The organism is Hanstruepera sp. CR43 (assembly GCF_055227665.1).
Map to the genome: position 1 here is coordinate 1,750,118 of NZ_CP200078.1, position 15,638 is coordinate 1,765,755.

The 15,638-nt window shown below is 35.2% G+C and carries 16 protein-coding genes and 1 tRNA gene; 10 read left to right on the forward strand and 7 right to left on the reverse strand.

Annotated elements, in window-relative coordinates; all coding sequences use genetic code 11:
• Positions 1-42 precede the first annotated feature (42 nt).
• The 3 genes from ACKXGU_RS07995 to ACKXGU_RS08005 all read right to left on the reverse strand — a co-directional run bounded on the left by ACKXGU_RS07995 (position 43) and on the right by ACKXGU_RS08005 (position 3,546).
• Positions 43-116 (reverse strand) — tRNA-Asn (locus tag ACKXGU_RS07995).
• A gap of 81 nt (positions 117-197) precedes the next feature.
• Positions 198-1,526, reverse strand: a complete 1,329-nt coding sequence (gene rseP / locus ACKXGU_RS08000) for an RIP metalloprotease RseP (RefSeq protein ID WP_463464825.1) — start codon at positions 1,524-1,526, stop codon at positions 198-200.
• A gap of 76 nt (positions 1,527-1,602) precedes the next feature.
• Entirely contained in the window at positions 1,603-3,546 is a 1,944-nt protein-coding gene (locus ACKXGU_RS08005; RefSeq protein WP_463464826.1) for a M1 family aminopeptidase, read from the reverse strand.
• Between the two features lie 110 nt (positions 3,547-3,656).
• Between ACKXGU_RS08005 and ACKXGU_RS08010 the strand changes: the two genes are divergently transcribed.
• The 4 genes from ACKXGU_RS08010 to ACKXGU_RS08025 all read left to right on the forward strand — a co-directional run bounded on the left by ACKXGU_RS08010 (position 3,657) and on the right by ACKXGU_RS08025 (position 6,867).
• On the forward strand, positions 3,657-4,328 hold the full coding sequence (locus tag ACKXGU_RS08010; protein ID WP_463467416.1) for an SCO family protein: 672 nt from the start codon (positions 3,657-3,659) through the stop codon (positions 4,326-4,328).
• A 72-nt stretch (positions 4,329-4,400) separates the two neighbouring features.
• Positions 4,401-4,634: a FeoA family protein gene (locus ACKXGU_RS08015; RefSeq protein WP_103050539.1), complete on the forward strand. Its 234-nt coding sequence runs from the start codon at positions 4,401-4,403 to the stop codon at positions 4,632-4,634.
• The gene (feoB, locus tag ACKXGU_RS08020) at positions 4,627-6,726 is read left to right on the forward strand and encodes a ferrous iron transport protein B (RefSeq protein ID WP_463464827.1); all 2,100 of its coding nucleotides are present in this window, start codon (positions 4,627-4,629) and stop codon (positions 6,724-6,726) included. The genes ACKXGU_RS08015 and feoB overlap by 8 nt, the downstream gene beginning before the upstream one ends.
• 6 nt (positions 6,727-6,732) lie before the next feature.
• A complete protein-coding gene (locus ACKXGU_RS08025; protein WP_463464828.1) occupies positions 6,733-6,867 on the forward strand; it encodes a FeoB-associated Cys-rich membrane protein in 135 nt (44 codons plus the stop codon).
• A 180-nt stretch (positions 6,868-7,047) separates the two neighbouring features.
• Here ACKXGU_RS08025 and ACKXGU_RS08030 read toward each other — a convergent pair whose 3' ends face one another.
• Positions 7,048-7,524, reverse strand: coding sequence for a hypothetical protein (locus ACKXGU_RS08030; RefSeq protein WP_463464829.1), 477 nt, complete (start codon positions 7,522-7,524; stop codon positions 7,048-7,050).
• A 67-nt stretch (positions 7,525-7,591) separates the two neighbouring features.
• Between ACKXGU_RS08030 and ACKXGU_RS08035 the strand changes: the two genes are divergently transcribed.
• Genes ACKXGU_RS08035 through ACKXGU_RS08060 form a run of 6 tightly spaced genes read left to right on the forward strand, consistent with a single transcriptional unit; the run spans position 7,592 to position 12,975 of the window.
• Entirely contained in the window at positions 7,592-8,251 is a 660-nt protein-coding gene (locus tag ACKXGU_RS08035; RefSeq protein WP_463464830.1) for a metal-dependent transcriptional regulator, read from the forward strand.
• Positions 8,238-9,032 (forward strand): transporter, encoded by a 795-nt coding sequence (locus tag ACKXGU_RS08040; RefSeq protein WP_463464831.1) that lies wholly within the window; start codon positions 8,238-8,240, stop codon positions 9,030-9,032. Before ACKXGU_RS08035 ends, ACKXGU_RS08040 begins: the two co-directional genes overlap by 14 nt.
• Before the next feature lies 1 nt (position 9,033).
• Positions 9,034-9,945, forward strand: a complete 912-nt coding sequence (locus ACKXGU_RS08045; RefSeq protein ID WP_463464832.1) for a metal ABC transporter solute-binding protein, Zn/Mn family — start codon at positions 9,034-9,036, stop codon at positions 9,943-9,945.
• A complete protein-coding gene (locus ACKXGU_RS08050; protein WP_103050546.1) occupies positions 9,945-10,679 on the forward strand; it encodes a metal ABC transporter ATP-binding protein in 735 nt (244 codons plus the stop codon). The genes ACKXGU_RS08045 and ACKXGU_RS08050 overlap by 1 nt, the downstream gene beginning before the upstream one ends.
• A 15-nt stretch (positions 10,680-10,694) precedes the next feature.
• Positions 10,695-11,822, forward strand: a complete 1,128-nt coding sequence (locus ACKXGU_RS08055) for a metal ABC transporter permease (protein WP_463467417.1) — start codon at positions 10,695-10,697, stop codon at positions 11,820-11,822.
• Positions 11,815-12,975 (forward strand): metal ABC transporter permease, encoded by a 1,161-nt coding sequence (locus ACKXGU_RS08060; protein WP_463464833.1) that lies wholly within the window; start codon positions 11,815-11,817, stop codon positions 12,973-12,975. The genes ACKXGU_RS08055 and ACKXGU_RS08060 overlap by 8 nt, the downstream gene beginning before the upstream one ends.
• Here ACKXGU_RS08060 and ACKXGU_RS08065 read toward each other — a convergent pair.
• The 3 genes from ACKXGU_RS08065 to ACKXGU_RS08075 all read right to left on the reverse strand — a co-directional run bounded on the left by ACKXGU_RS08065 (position 12,972) and on the right by ACKXGU_RS08075 (position 15,638).
• Complete coding sequence (locus tag ACKXGU_RS08065) at positions 12,972-14,825, reverse strand: energy transducer TonB (protein ID WP_463464834.1); 1,854 nt, start codon at positions 14,823-14,825, stop codon at positions 12,972-12,974. The genes ACKXGU_RS08060 and ACKXGU_RS08065 overlap by 4 nt on opposite strands.
• Positions 14,826-14,837: 12 nt before the next feature.
• Positions 14,838-15,380 carry an RNA polymerase sigma factor gene (locus ACKXGU_RS08070; protein ID WP_463464835.1) on the reverse strand — a complete coding sequence of 181 codons (543 nt, stop codon included), beginning with the start codon at positions 15,378-15,380 and terminating at the stop codon, positions 14,838-14,840.
• Positions 15,381-15,452: 72 nt separating this feature from the next.
• Positions 15,453-15,638 carry a hypothetical protein gene (locus ACKXGU_RS08075; RefSeq protein ID WP_463464836.1) on the reverse strand — a complete coding sequence of 62 codons (186 nt, stop codon included), beginning with the start codon at positions 15,636-15,638 and terminating at the stop codon, positions 15,453-15,455.

Here is a 15,638-nt window from a genome sequence, read left to right on the forward strand (position 1 = left end):
AAAAAAGCCTATACATTTCTGTAAAGGCTTTCTGATGTTAAGCTCCCCCTCTTGGGCTCGAACCAAGGACCCTTTGATTAACAGTCAAATGCTCTAACCAACTGAGCTAAGGAGGAGTGTTATTCGCTTTTGCGAGCGCAAATATAAAGTATTTATTAGTTTCTACAAATATATTATTTAAAAAATCTCCCTAAAAATTAATTAAATATCGCTTTATAAATATCGTTACCATTGGCAAACAATACCAAAGCAATTAGTAGAATGAATCCAATTAACTGGGCATATTCCAGAAACTTGTCACCAGGCTTTCTGCCAGAGATCATTTCATACAGTAAAAACATCACGTGGCCACCATCCAAAGCTGGAATAGGCAATAGATTCAGAACACCCAACATAATTGATAAAAAGGCTGTAATGGCCCAAAAGGCCTTCCAGTTCCATTTTGCTGGGAACATATTACCAATAGCTGCAAACCCACCTACTTGAGTGGCTCCTTTTTTAGTGAAAATATACTTAAACTGGGCTAAATAGTCCTTAATAGTCCAATAACCCAGAGAAGTCCCTTTAACAATACTCTCCCCAAATGTGTACGATTTGTGATGTGAGGCTACATAGTTTTCATCGGTTGCTGAAGTCATAATACCAATGGTATTGTCTTCACTTGGAACAACATTCAATGAAATTGAATCCGTTCCTCTTTCAACTAAAAGTTCAATCGACTTTCCTTGACTCTCTTTTAGGTTATAACTTAAATCGGAGAAATATTGAGTAGAATTACCATTGATACTAATAATGCGATCGGTTTCCAATAACCCAGCCTTATCTGCCGGCGACTCAGGAACTATTGAATCTAATCGAAATGGCATTCGTGGTGTCATGGCTGGCAAATCACCCGCTTCAAATAATTGGGTGCCTATATCTTCAGGTACAGTAAGTTCAGCAGTTTCTCCAGAAGTTCTTTCAACGGTAATATTTGAAATATCTCTAAATAATAAATAAGCATTGATATCGGTGACTTCGTTAAAAGGTTTTCCATCTACTGATACAATTTTATCACCTTGTTGAAACCCATATTGTTCCATGGTTTTAGTGACTCCAAAACCGTATTTGATATCGTCTTTATTGGAGTATTCAGTTCCCCAAACAAACAGGATCATCATATAAATGATAAATCCTAAAATAAAATTGACAATCACGCCGCCGAGCATGATAATCAATCGCTGCCAAGCTGGTTTCGTTCGAAACTCCCAAGGTTGTGGTGGTTGTGCCATTTGCTCTTTGTCCATACTTTCATCAATCATTCCGGCTATTTTCACATAGCCCCCTAGGGGTAACCAACCAATACCATAAACGGTTTCGCCTATTTTCTTTTTGAATAATGAAAACTTGATGTCAAAAAACAAATAGAATTTCTCAACACGGGTTTTAAAAGCCTTTGCAGGAATAAAATGTCCTAACTCGTGTAAGACTATAAGGATAGACAGACTTAAAAATAATTGAGCTGCCTTAATTAATATCACACTCATAAATTGTGGTTTCTTTTAAATAACGCACAAAAGTAGTGTTTTATATGCAACTATGAAAAGAGATACAGACTATTGATTACTCTTTGATAATTCTTTTTACTAAAACACCTTGATTGGTATATAATTTCAAGAAATACAAGCCGTCACTTAAGGTTTCAACTGCTATCACACTTTGATTGTTCACAGTCAGAACCTTGTGACCCAATGTGTCATAAATAGCCACTTTTTCGATGGTAATCTGTTCGGGTTTTTGAATAGTGATATAGGTTTCGGCTGGATTCGGATAAATCAGCAACGCTTGATCCAATTCATAATCTGAAATACCCAATGTTACATTATTGTTTCTAGAAATGATATCGAATTCAGGGTCAAACAATACATTGCTGACTTCAAAGTTTACAGTTTCCAAAAATGTTTCACCATCGAAAGTATTGTTCAAAACCAAATCCAGAGTCTCACCTCCAGTGCCAACCAATCGAATGGGTACTGGTACTTCAAAAAAATCAACCGAGGCATCACTTTGTGTCTGATTAATTTGAATTAACACCTGATTTCCACTTGCTGGACTAACATCAATGGTATAGCTTGGGTATCCTTGATTATAAACCCAATCGTTAAAAAATTCTGTCAAATCTTCACCTGATGCCGCTTCCATTTTCGCTTGATAATCGGGAGTTTTAGCATAAGCAAAAGCCAGTTCTGGAGTGGCTAAATAATCTTGCATCCCTTGATAAAATTGGGCATCGCCAATTTTTTTACGCAGCATATGCAGCACCATGGCACCTTTATTATAACTCAAACGACTACTGAAAATTCTACTGACACTGGTCGTATCGGCATCAGATAAATAAACAGCTCCTGATGCCGAAGATGTTATCGAATTGATTCGCTGTTCTTTCCAATTTCTGAAAGCCCCATTGCCATCAAAATCTTCAATGACTAATCCTGATAAATAGGTAGCAAAACCTTCGTTTAACCAAATATCTTTCCAGCTGCCACAAGTAATTTTATCGCCAAACCATTGGTGAGCCAACTCATGGGCTATCAACCCACGGCTAAAACCTCCCATAAACGATACAGTCGTGTGTTCCATACCACCTCCCCAACCAAATTGGGCATGACCATATTTTTCATTGGCATAAGGATACTCTTCAAACAAATCGGTATATAAATTCATAATATCCACGGTAACTGGAGTGCTGGCTTGTGCCGAAACCAGGTTTTCTGGATATACATAATTTACAATTTCAAATGGATTACCATTATTTGGTACTGTATGAGAATACACTTCATAATTGGTAACGGCTATTGCCACTAGATACGCAGGTATGGGGTAACGATGCTTATACCTAGTAGTCTTACTATCACCATCTATTATTTGACTTAATTCCACACCATTGGAAACAGCTACGTATTCTTCATTCGAAGGATTTAAAATTGGTGTCGTTAGATATACATCGATGCTGTCTATTTTATCAATCAAATCTTGTTTACAGGGCCACCAGCCTTTTGCTCCGTAAGGTTCTGAAAGCGTCCAAATAATGGGGTCACCACTATGGGTGGATTGGGCAAATGAACCAAAACCTGAACTAACAGGATTACCTGAATAACTGATAGTCAATGAGTCCAATACCCCTGAATTTTGAGTTTGCGGCAAGGTGATAACGACCTCGTCATCCGTATTTTGAGAAAACGATAAGCTAGAGCCGCGTTGCGTTACTTCTGAAACAATCATATTATCTGTCAACTCAAAGGTAACTTGTGACAAGTTTTCCTTGGCTTCAAAATAGGTGGTAACTTGTCCGGATATGGATGCCTGACTGGGATCGATATCAAATTCCAGACGATGGTATTTAATATCATAATTACCAGTATTCATGTTTCTTGAATAATTTTGCGACATTCGTCTCATGGCCGCCTTGGCTTCCGCTTCTGAAATGCTTGTTAATTCCCGATCAAAATTTTGCGAAAAAGCATTGCTGGTCCATAAAACAATGAGTAGTGTATATATTATTTTCATAGCTAACTATTTGGATTATACAAAAATACAATAATCATCACATCTTTAAGTAACCAATGTCACACATGCTAAAGAATTTATGTTGTAATTTTGCAACATAAAATATGACCATGCTTTCCTTTTTTAAAGACTACAAATATTTTGCTATTGTTTTTGCCATATTATCAATCATAATCATTTCTATTATTTTTAATATTCTGGATGTGGAAAAACCGCTTCCAGTTTACCAACCTGCAATGGTTAATTCGGAGTTGGTTGATACCTCTTTAGTTGATGTCAGAAAATATCATAAAATCGCTGATTTTAGTCTGATAAATCAGAATGGAGAAACGATTACACAAGACGACTACAAAGACAAAATTTACGTAGCCGACTTCTTTTTTACGACTTGTCAAACCATTTGTCCAATTATGACAGACCACATGTATTACATACAAAAGGAACTAAAAAATGATGCTGATGTGATGTTGCTTTCGCATTCCGTAACACCAGAAATTGACTCTGTAGCCCAATTAAAAAAATATGCACTACGGAAAGGTGTTGATGACAGTAAATGGAATTTGGTGACAGGTGATAAAAAACAAATTTATGATTTGGCCCGTAAAAGCTATTTAGCTGTAAAAGATTATGAATTTGGCGGTCAATATGATATGATCCATACCGAAAACTTTATGCTCATTGATAAAAAGCGTCAAATCAGAGGTTTTTATGATGGCACCAATCCAGATGAAATTACCAGATTGATTGCCGATATAAAAAGGCTCAAAAAAGAATATGAATAGTTTTTAGCCAACTATTTTTTTACCCTGATATTTTACTTTATTTTTGCTTCTTTAAAATCAATCTAAATAAGCTTGCAGGTTACTTTAGCAGATATAAAGAGAGGCGAAAAAGGCATAATTACTGATGTCTCCTCCATCCACATACCCTTAAAATTATTGGAAATGGGATGCTTGCCTGGTAATTCTGTGGAGCTTGTGCAAGTTGCTCCTTTTGCCGATCCTATGTATTTAAACATTAACGGTAGCCATCTGGCCATACGAAAAGAAACGGCTATTCATATTTTAATTGAAATTTCCAATGGGTAAACAAATTAATGTCGCACTTATTGGAAACCCAAATACAGGAAAAACCTCTGTTTTTAATGCCCTTACAGGTTTAAATCAAAAAGTTGGCAATTATCCTGGTATAACTGTAGAGAAAAAAGAAGGTATCTGCAAACTTCCTCGAGGCGTCAAAGCCCATATCATTGATTTGCCTGGTACTTACAGTCTTAATGCTTCCTCACTCGACGAGAATGTCGTTATCGAATTGCTTTTAAATAAAAATGATAAGGATTTTCCTGATGTGGCTGTTGTGATAAGTGATGTAGAAAACCTTAAACGAAATCTACTCTTATTTACGCAAATCAAGGATTTAGAAATCCCAAGCATATTGGTAATCAATATGGCGGACCGAATGGCCTATAAAGGGATTTCTTTAGACATTCCTTATCTGGAAAAGCAATTAGAAACTAAAATAGCCCTTATTAGCACGCGAAAAAACCAAGGTGTTAAAGAACTCAAGGAATTAATTGCTAATTATAAAGATCTATCTGTTAAGCCTTGTTTGAATGCTTCTGAAATTGACGTTGAATATTTCAACAACCTACGAGAAACATTCCCAAATCAACTGCTTTATAAATTGTGGCTGGTTATTACCCAAGATGTCAATTTTGGAAAGACTGATAGAAATGAAATTGATGCTGTTGCCAACTTCAAGACAAAGTCCAAAAGCGATTTAAAACGGTTGCAGCAAAAAGAGACAATTAAGCGCTATCAGTTTATAAATGACACCTTAAAAAAAGGCCAGAAAATTGATTTAAGCACAGCCAAAGACATTCGTATTAAACTCGATAGGGTGTTAACCCACAAGGTATGGGGTTATCTCATTTTTGGGGTTATTTTATTGACCATATTTCAAGCTATATACGACTGGTCAAGCATTCCTATGGATTTTATTGACAGTTTATTTGCCTCATTAAGTGAGTGGACTAAAAATGCATTGCCAGCTGGAGCTTTCACCAATTTAATAGCTGAAGGGATTATTCCTGGTTTAGGAGGTATTGTCATTTTTATTCCTCAAATCGCCTTCTTATTCCTCTTTATTTCAATTTTAGAGGAAAGTGGTTACATGAGTCGTGTCGTGTTTTTAATGGATCGCATCATGCGACGATTTGGTTTAAGCGGAAAAAGTGTCGTACCACTGATTTCAGGGACTGCTTGTGCTATTCCAGCCATTATGGCAACCCGAAATATTGAAAGCTGGAAAGAACGGCTGATAACCATTTTGGTCACACCTTTCACAACATGTTCTGCCAGATTACCGGTTTATTTAATAATCATTGCATTGGTTATACCAGAAGGGCGCATTTTAGGGTTAAGCTATCAAGCTTTGACACTAATGCTTTTGTATTTGATTGGTTTTGGTGTTGCTATTCTTTCTGCTTATATTCTGAATAAAGTACTGAAGATTAAAAGTAAGACATTTTTTGTTGTGGAAATGCCCAATTATAAATTGCCCATGTTTAAAAACGTGGCTCTGACAGTTTTGGAAAAAACGAAGTCATTCGTATTTGGGGCTGGTAAAATCATTCTGGCTATTTCAGTTGTACTATGGTTTTTGGCATCTTATGGTCCCGGTGACAACTTCAATAATGCTGAAACAATTATTGCAAATGAATATGCTTCTCAAAATCTTTCTGATGACGAATTACAACAGCATATTGCATCCTATAAATTGGAACATTCCTTCATCGGAATTACAGGTCGCGCCATTGAACCTGTTATCAGTCCATTGGGATACGATTGGAAAATAGGCATTGCCATAGTTAGTTCCTTTGCTGCCCGTGAAGTGTTTGTAGGGACATTGGCAACCATTTACAGTGTTGGTAGTGATGAGGAGGAAACTATAAAAAACAGAATGGCAGGTGAAATTAACCCTATCTTAGGTGGCCCACTATTTAACTTTGCATCAGGAATTTCACTGTTACTCTTTTATGCTTTCGCCATGCAATGCATGAGTACTTTGGCAATAGTTAAACGTGAAACCAATACCTGGAAATGGCCCATATTGCAATTGGTTATTATGAGTAGTTTTGCTTATATAGTAGCGCTAATAGCTTATCAATTATTAAAATAATAGCCTATGACAACCATAATTCAAAATATTCTTGTGGTGGTTGCTTTAATAATTGCTGTGGTATTTCTCATTGGAAAATTCATCTATAGTCCTAAAAAGACCTCCAAAAATTGCGACTCCAACGATTGTGGTTGCCATTAATAAAAAAATGCATTTTAAATTTTTTGTAAAAAACTATTTTTAAATTAGTTACACTATTTTAAATAAATTTGAAGTTTAAAATTTAAATTAAAAACTGGCCATTTAACATGATTTTAATTTAAAAATTGATTACCAATACTTTAATTAATAAAAGTAAAACTATTACTTAAATAGGAAAAATTAATCTTCAACAACTAATTGAAGGGTATAATCTTCCTTTTTAATTTTTTCTCCAGATATGGGATACGGATTGAGGTTAAATCCTTTGATTATTATGCGATCATCAGAAATCAAAACTGGCAGTTCGTTCATTAAATAGGTCGTTGGCGTAATTTGGATGACTTTCTCCTCTATAAATTCATGTCCGTCATAAATAGCTACTAAAACTTTAGCTTCCCCTGCCCTAACGCAATTGACATTTTTAGGACACCTGGAATCATTGATGACATCCCTAAACTCAATACATATGTTTTTGGAAATCAATTGCTTCCCCAATTGCAATTTGGTAACAATTATTGGGGTTTCAACTTGTGTGCTGTCTTGAGCAAAACTTGAACTTGCAAATAAAATTGTTAAAAAAAGTGCCAAATGCTTCATGGTGTTTGTTTTGGTTAATCGGTACTGAAATCGTGCCAAAAAGTAAAATATTTTGCTCATTTACATGTTTTAACTATATTTGAATTTTATTTTAAGCTTACTTAAAAATATTTTAAAGTATTTATAAATGTCAACAGCAGTCGAGAATTTCATTAAAGCCATCTACAAAAATGATAAACATGATGGTAATGACACCAAACCTGGTAACATTGCTAAAAAATTAGGAATATCAAACGCGGCGGCAACCGATATGGCCAAAAAATTAGCATCCAAGGACCTTCTAAATTACGAAAAATACCAAGAGCTTCGACTTACAGAGAAAGGCTCTAAAATGGCCTTAAATATCGTGAGGAAGCATAGGCTTTGGGAGTCTCTTTTATTTAAGCTGTTCGATATGTCCTTACATGAAATTCATCGTGAGGCTGAATTATTAGAACATCAAACATCCGATTTTTTGGCTAATAAAATAAGTGCCTATTTAGGCAATCCAAAGTTTGATCCGCATGGAGATCCCATACCCAATGAACAAGGGGAAATCACAACAGTCGATAATTCCATTCAATTATCCCAAACACAAGCAGGAAAATCGTACATCATTTCACGATTGATGAGTGACGACAAAGAGTTTTTTGATTTTTGTGCTTTGCATGGATTAAAATTTGGCAATAGAATTATGGTTACCAATCAATTTCAAAACAATAAAATGACCCAGATTTCAATTAATTATAATACGATTCTTTTAAATGAAGATTTCACAAACATCATCTATGTCAATGAAATCAATTAAGAACATATCATTATTCCTCTTATTGAACACGTCTACACTTTTGAATGCTCAAGAAAAGGAAAGTACCATCGAGACAGATCGGCCTGATATGACAGAAGCTTCCAGTACTGTTCCTCAAGGATTTTTGCAAATTGAAACGGGAGCTTTCTATGAAACTTTTGAGCAAAATCAAGTCAAAACCCAAAGTTTTACTTATAATACAACATTATTACGTTATGGAATATTCAATACTTTTGAACTGCGATTGGGTTGGAATATTCAAGAGGTAACAACTACTGTTAATGGTAATAAATTAAATCCAAACCTTTCAGGATTAAATCCAATGTTGTTGGGCATGAAAGCTTATATTACAGAAGAAAAAGGGTGGATTCCTGAAATTAGCCTAGTAGGTCATATTCATTTGCCCTTTACTGCCAGTAAAGACTTTAAACCTGAAACCACCAGTGTAGATTTCAGGTTTTCATGTTCACATACCTTAAGTAAATCATCTAGTATTGGATATAATTTTGGTGTTGCCTGGGAAGATGATGCTACAGAAGCTAGCTATATATACACATTAGCATACGGCCACAGTATTTCAGAAAAATTTGGTGTTTTTGCAGAACTTTATGGTGATTTACCTGAAGACAATAAAGCGAATCATTTCTGGGATGCCGGAATAACCTATTTAGTTTCAAATGATTTTCAACTGGATATGTCTTTTGGAACAAGCATTACGGAAGGCCAGGATTTCTTTATCAGTGCTGGAGCCAGTTTTAGATTACCGATAATAAATAACTAATATGAAAAACATAATAGCAATTTGCATGATCAGTCTGATGCTGTCAGGCTGCAAAGACACCAATAAGCACAATAACAAACTCAATGTAGTTACGACAACTTCCATGATTACCGATTTGGTTTCCAATATTGGAGGTGACGCTATAAATCTTCAAGGCCTGATGGGAAGCGGTGTTGACCCACATCTATACAAGGCAAGTGAAGGTGATGTTACTAAATTGGTAAACGCCGATTTAATTTTTTACAATGGCCTGCATCTTGAAGGTAAGCTGGTAGAGGTTTTTGAGAAAATGGAACATCAAGGGGTTAAAACCATAGCCATATCTGATACCTTGGACAAAAATACCTTGATTGGGTCTGAATATTTTGCATCAAATTATGATCCGCATATTTGGTTTAATATAGAATATTGGGAACAGGTCACAACTTTTGTTGTGCAAAAACTTTCACAATCAATTCCATCAGAAAGCAGTGTTTTTGAAGAAAATGGACAACAATATCTTGACAAATTAAAAGCGTTGAAAGAAGAGATTACCAACACTATTTCAAGTTTGCCAAAAGAAAAACGTATTCTGGTTACCGCACATGACGCCTTCAACTATTTTGGTAAAGCTTTTGATTTTGATGTAGTTGGACTACAAGGTCTTTCGACCGCAACAGAAGCTGGTGTTCAAGATGTACAAAAATTAGCTACCTTTATTATTGATAATCAGGTGAAGGCCATATTTGTCGAAAGCTCTGTTCCAAAGCGCACTATTGAAGCGCTTCAGGCAGCTGTAAAATCAAAAGGCCATGATGTTAAAATTGGTGGTACTTTATATTCGGATGCTTTAGGAAATGCTGGAACTGTTGAAGGCACCTATATCGGTATGTTTAAATACAATGTAAATACCATAGTTAACGCGCTAAAATAATGCAAAAAATTGCTGTTCAAGTAGATGATTTAACTGTAGCCTATAACTACAAACCAGTCCTTTGGGATATTGATCTTGAAATTCCCGAAGGTGTGCTCATGGCCATTGTAGGACCCAATGGTGCTGGTAAATCGACACTCATTAAATCCATTTTAGGAATTTTGAAACCCATTGCAGGAAGTATTAGTATTTATGGGAAGCCCTATGAAAAGCAGCGCTCTCTTGTGGCTTATGTCCCTCAAAAGGGAAGTGTTGATTGGGATTTTCCAACAACCGCTTTAGATGTAGTAATGATGGGAACCTATGGTAGTTTAGGATGGGTAAAACGCCCTGGTCAAAAAGAAAAGAAAGCTGCATTAGAAGCCCTCGAACAGGTTGGTATGTTACCATTTAAAAACAGACAGATAAGCCAGTTATCAGGTGGTCAGCAACAACGGATTTTTTTAGCGCGCGCTTTAGTTCAGGATGCATCCATTTACTTTATGGACGAGCCCTTTCAAGGGGTTGATGCCACAACAGAAATTGCCATTATCAATATTTTAAAAGCCTTACGCAAAGCCAACAAAACAGTGGTTGTTGTGCATCATGATTTGCAAACCGTTCCGGAATACTTTGATTGGGTAACTTTTTTAAATGTAAAAAAAATTGCCACAGGACCTGTAAAGGATATTTTTAACGATGATAACCTAACGAAAACTTACGGCATTAACTATAAAGTCAGTATACAGAAATAATTCAATTTTTAAACAATAGACTTTCAAGAATACATAGAGCTCGTTTTTAACGATTACACATTACGAACAATCACCCTTGGTACAGCTATCCTTGGTGCCGTAACTGGGATGTTGGGGAGTTTTGCTGTCTTAAGGAAACAGAGTTTATTGGGAGATGCCATATCTCACGCGGCATTACCCGGAATAGCCATAGCCTTTTTGTTGACTGGTACTAAAGACAGCAATATTCTCTTATTGGGAGCTTTGGGAAGTGGATTGATAGGAACCTTTTGGATTCGTGGTATCATTAATAAAACCCACTTGAAGTCAGATACTGCTTTAGGGCTTATTTTATCTATATTTTTTGGTTTTGGCATGTTATTATTGACATTTATTCAAAAACAGCCCAATGCTAACCAAGCAGGGCTAGATAAATATTTATTTGGCCAGGCAGCAACATTGGTTGAAAGCGATGTGTGGCTAATGGCTTTGATAACAGGATTATGCCTATTGGTACTAGTGCTATTTTGGAAAGAATTCAAAATCTTGTTATTTGATAAAGACTATGCCAATACACTAGGCTTTAATACCAAAACAATTGACATTCTGATAACGTCATTTATTGTTTTGGCCATTGTTTTAGGGCTACAGACTGTTGGTGTTGTTTTAATGAGTGCCATGTTGTTAGCTCCTGCTGCTGCTGCAAGGCAGTGGACAAATAAATTGGGCACCATGGTCTTTTTAGCTGCCATTTTTGGAGCGTTTTCTGGAGTGTTTGGCACCGCAATTAGTGCTACACAAAATAACTTATCTACAGGGCCAGTTATTGTGATTGTAGCTTCTGTATTTGTCATGTTTTCATTTATTTTTTCACCTAATCGCGGCTTGTTATTCCGGCAAATTCGGTTTATCAAAAACCGTCGTGATTTAGAGCTCCATAAAACTTTAGCTTTTATGTATCATATTGCTAAAAGTCACGAGAATATTTCGCATCCGCACACCATCAAAATATTAAACGATTTTCAGGGTTACACTAAAGGCACCTTAAAAAAATTGGTAGATAAAAACTATGTGACTTTGCACGGTAATATGTGGAGCTTAACTGCCGAAGGATTTGATACGGCTGCTAATTTATACAATCAACAACTTAAAAAAGATGAGTAGCGCGCAAATAGAAATACAAATTATAGCTAGTTTGGTAGCAGTAGCATGTGCTATCCCTGGCACATTTTTGGTGCTCCGGAAAATGGCCATGATTAGCGACGCTATTAGCCATTCTATATTGCCTGGTTTGGTTATTGGCTTTTTCATTACCCAAGACCTCAACTCCCCTTTGTTAATATTGCTAGCCGCAGTAACAGGTGTTTTTACGGTTGTTTTAGTTGAACAAATTCAGAAAACTGGGCTTGTTAAAGAGGATACAGCAATTGGTTTAGTGTTTCCAGCATTATTCAGTATTGGGGTCATTATGATTGCGAAAAATGCGAATGATGTGCATTTGGATGTTGATGCTGTTTTGCTTGGCGAACTCGCTTTTGCACCCTTTGATAGACTCATTGTTTCTGGTATGGATATTGGCCCCAAATCTTTATGGATTATTGGTATGATACTTTTGATAACCATAGCATTACTTTTTGCTTTTTTTAAAGAATTAAAATTAAGCACCTTTGATGCCGGATTGGCCACATCATTAGGATTTTCTCCTGTAGTTATTCATTATGGATTAATGACTGTATCGTCAATAACTACGGTTGGTGCTTTTGATGCCGTTGGTGCTATATTAGTCGTTGCCTTGATGATTGCTCCAGCCGCCAGTGCCTATCTTTTGACAACTGACTTGAAAAAAATGCTGTTATTGTCAATTGTTTTTGGGGTTTTCAGTGCCATTTCAGGTTATTGGGTTGCCCATTGGTTAGATGCCTCAATTTCAGGTTCTATAACCACTATGTTGGGATTATTATTTTTCATTGTTTATTTATTTGCACCTAGCAAAGGCCTAATCGCCGTAATGTATCGTGAGAAACAGCAAAAAATTGAAGTATCACTTCTTACCTTTTTATTACACTTAAAAAATCACACCGAAGAAAACGAGCGCCATGTCAATCATCTCCGAGAGCATATTAATTGGCAGAAAATTCGCGCCAAAACGGTTGTAGATTTGGCGCTAAAAAACAACATGATTACCATAGATAGTCATATTGTTTCCTTAACTGAAAAAGGAGACGAGTTTACTTCTCAAGCTATTGATTATATCATTACCAATCAAGATACCCAAATTGAAGATATGAAAGATGACTTCTTTTTATTTCGTGGTTAATTAAATAAGTGGTTAAGTTTAATCATTTCATTTTTCAATTCTTCAATTGTTACTGGTTTAAACTCAAATTCCAGCTCTGATATTTCTGTAATTTGGGTCTCTTTGACTCCTAAATAAAATGTGTCTGCTATCTTTTTTATAGCTACTAAAACTACATCTTCCTCTTTTGGAAGAAGGCCAAAATCCAGTTCATTATTAGTTGTCTTACCAGGTAAAATAGAACTTAAGGATTTGAAAACCATTTTTACGTTTGCACCTTCAGCATTTTTGACTTTAAACTTATATTTTATTTTATTTTTCCAACCTCTTACAAATCGGTCACAATTAATCCAACCTAAATTAGCATTAGAAAATGCATAAGAAGAAGCATAATAAGCATTAAAATTGTTGGGGTCTAATCTTATTGAATCTTTGGCCGTAATTAAATCATCTTCAAAAGCAGCTGAACCTACTGTAACCATTGGCAAGTTCTTATCTCTTCCTGGAAAATCAATTTCAAATGGCATGAAATATGGGACCTTTACTGGTTTGCCTCTTTGAAGTGCTGGCTGAAATTTTGGTAACAATTTAATGACACGCATCATTTCTTCTCCTAATGTTACACTTGAAGCTCTAATTCTTACATTTGTTACATTACCGTTCTCATTTATCTTAAAAAAAGTATTGATTCTGTTCTTTCCAGTTAAATTCAATTCTTCAGTAATTTCAAGATTGAAGTTTTGAGTCAAAAAATCTTTCATCTTGGTATTAAAACAATCTTTCAATTCTTGGTTTTCACCTTGGCAGCCAGGAAATACAGGAACATTTTCAACAATATTAAATGGAACCTCTACATTGTGTTCAATTGCCTCAAAGGAAATTGATTTTATCGTTCTATTACCATCTGGAATCCAATTAATGTTATCATCGTTTTCTTTGCCTGAAAACAACTGCATATCTGGTTTGTGCTTAGTAAATGGAAAGGCTAACGTAATCTGTCTTTGTAGCTTTAACTTTTTGTTGTTTTTTGTTGCATTAATGTATAACATACCTCCTGTTTCCAAAGTTTCTCCATTTGATGTGGTTGATAAATTCCCAAGAAGTATATCCGAAAGCTTATAATATTCTGTAACCTCTAATTGAATTGTACCACGAACTAGTTGGTTTGTTTTTTCTTCAATAAAGGCATGTTTTGGCACTGTAATTATTGTTCCCTCATCAAGTGTAAGGGATGTTTCCTCTTCAACATTTATTTCAATGACCTGTGGTTTCTTTTTTACAGCTTCAAAAAATGAATTTAAGGATTGATGGCTTGTATTGATTGCTTCTACAGGCTCATTTTCAATCAAAGAATCATTTTGAATCGTGGCCACTTCTTCTGCTGCTTCTTTTATTTGATTTAGCTCTTCTTTATTTGCTGAATCATTAGATTCAATGTTGGCGATAGGTGGCTCAACTGTTTTTAAAGTATCTGTCCGAGTATCTAAAACTTCATACTCTGGTGCAGAAGAAGTTTCTGTTTTAGGTACTTCTTCTAATTCTAAAGTTATGTTGTTTTGGATTGGTGTGGGTTCGGAATTTGGCTTGTTAAACCATAAAATTCCTGCTACAATTAGAGCCACAATTGTGGTTCCTAAAACCCCAATGATTTTTAACCATTTAGTCGTAAGATAACGTTGCTTCGCAATAGCAATATCTCCTTTCAATCCAGTGCGCTTAATACCTTGAATTATTGTTTTCTGTTCGTCAAACAATTCCTTAAACTCGTTATCTGTATTTAATCGTTCTTCAAAAATTTGAGATTCAGAAAGTGAAAGTTCTCCGTTTAAGTATTTATTAATTAGCTCAATATGATTTATATCTATTTTCATGATTTCTGGAGTTTAGGATTGGACGGTTTGTTGTTTGTTCTTGTAAATACCTCTAGCTTTAGACAAGCACTTATACTTCTGGTTTTTGGCAATTTTTTCGGTTGAAAATTGCATCACTCTAGCAATATCTTTAAACGACATGCGCTTGTGATAAAACAATAGTAAGAGTTTTTTACAGCGTTCTCCTAATTCAGAAAAAGCTAGTTCGGCTAATTGAAATTGCTTTTCTTCATGAATAGTTTTTGTAATGGTTTCTTCATTTTCATTCAGTGGGTTAGAAGGTAATTTAGATTCCTTTTTTTGCATATCGCTCCAAACAAATCTTGAAACAGAATACAAGTAGGTGTAGAATGATGATGTAAGCTTGAAATTTGATTTTTCTAAATTCCGATACAAAATTATAAGGGATTCCTGAAAAACATCGGATGCATCCTGTTTCTGTCCACCTTTAGATAGGATTAAGTTTTCAATTTTAGGATACAACTGATAAAGTTTCGTAAAAGCCTTTTCGCGTTGACCATTTTTTAAACACTGTAATATTTTTTTATCGTTCATTAAACGTTTTATTACTTAATGGTCAAATCGTAAAAAGGTCACCTCAAAAATTTTGAAAAATTAATCGATTTCTTAAGATGAATGATTTTCAGTACTTGAAATATTTTTATCTACCATTTCAATATCTTGTTTTTTATAAGTACTAGGATGGTCCTTAATACCTAATTGGGAATCAGGATTTTCTTTGGTATTAATAGATAGTTTAATCATAATATAGGCAAGAACAAAAATGGCTATGGTTCCGATTAGGTAATACAT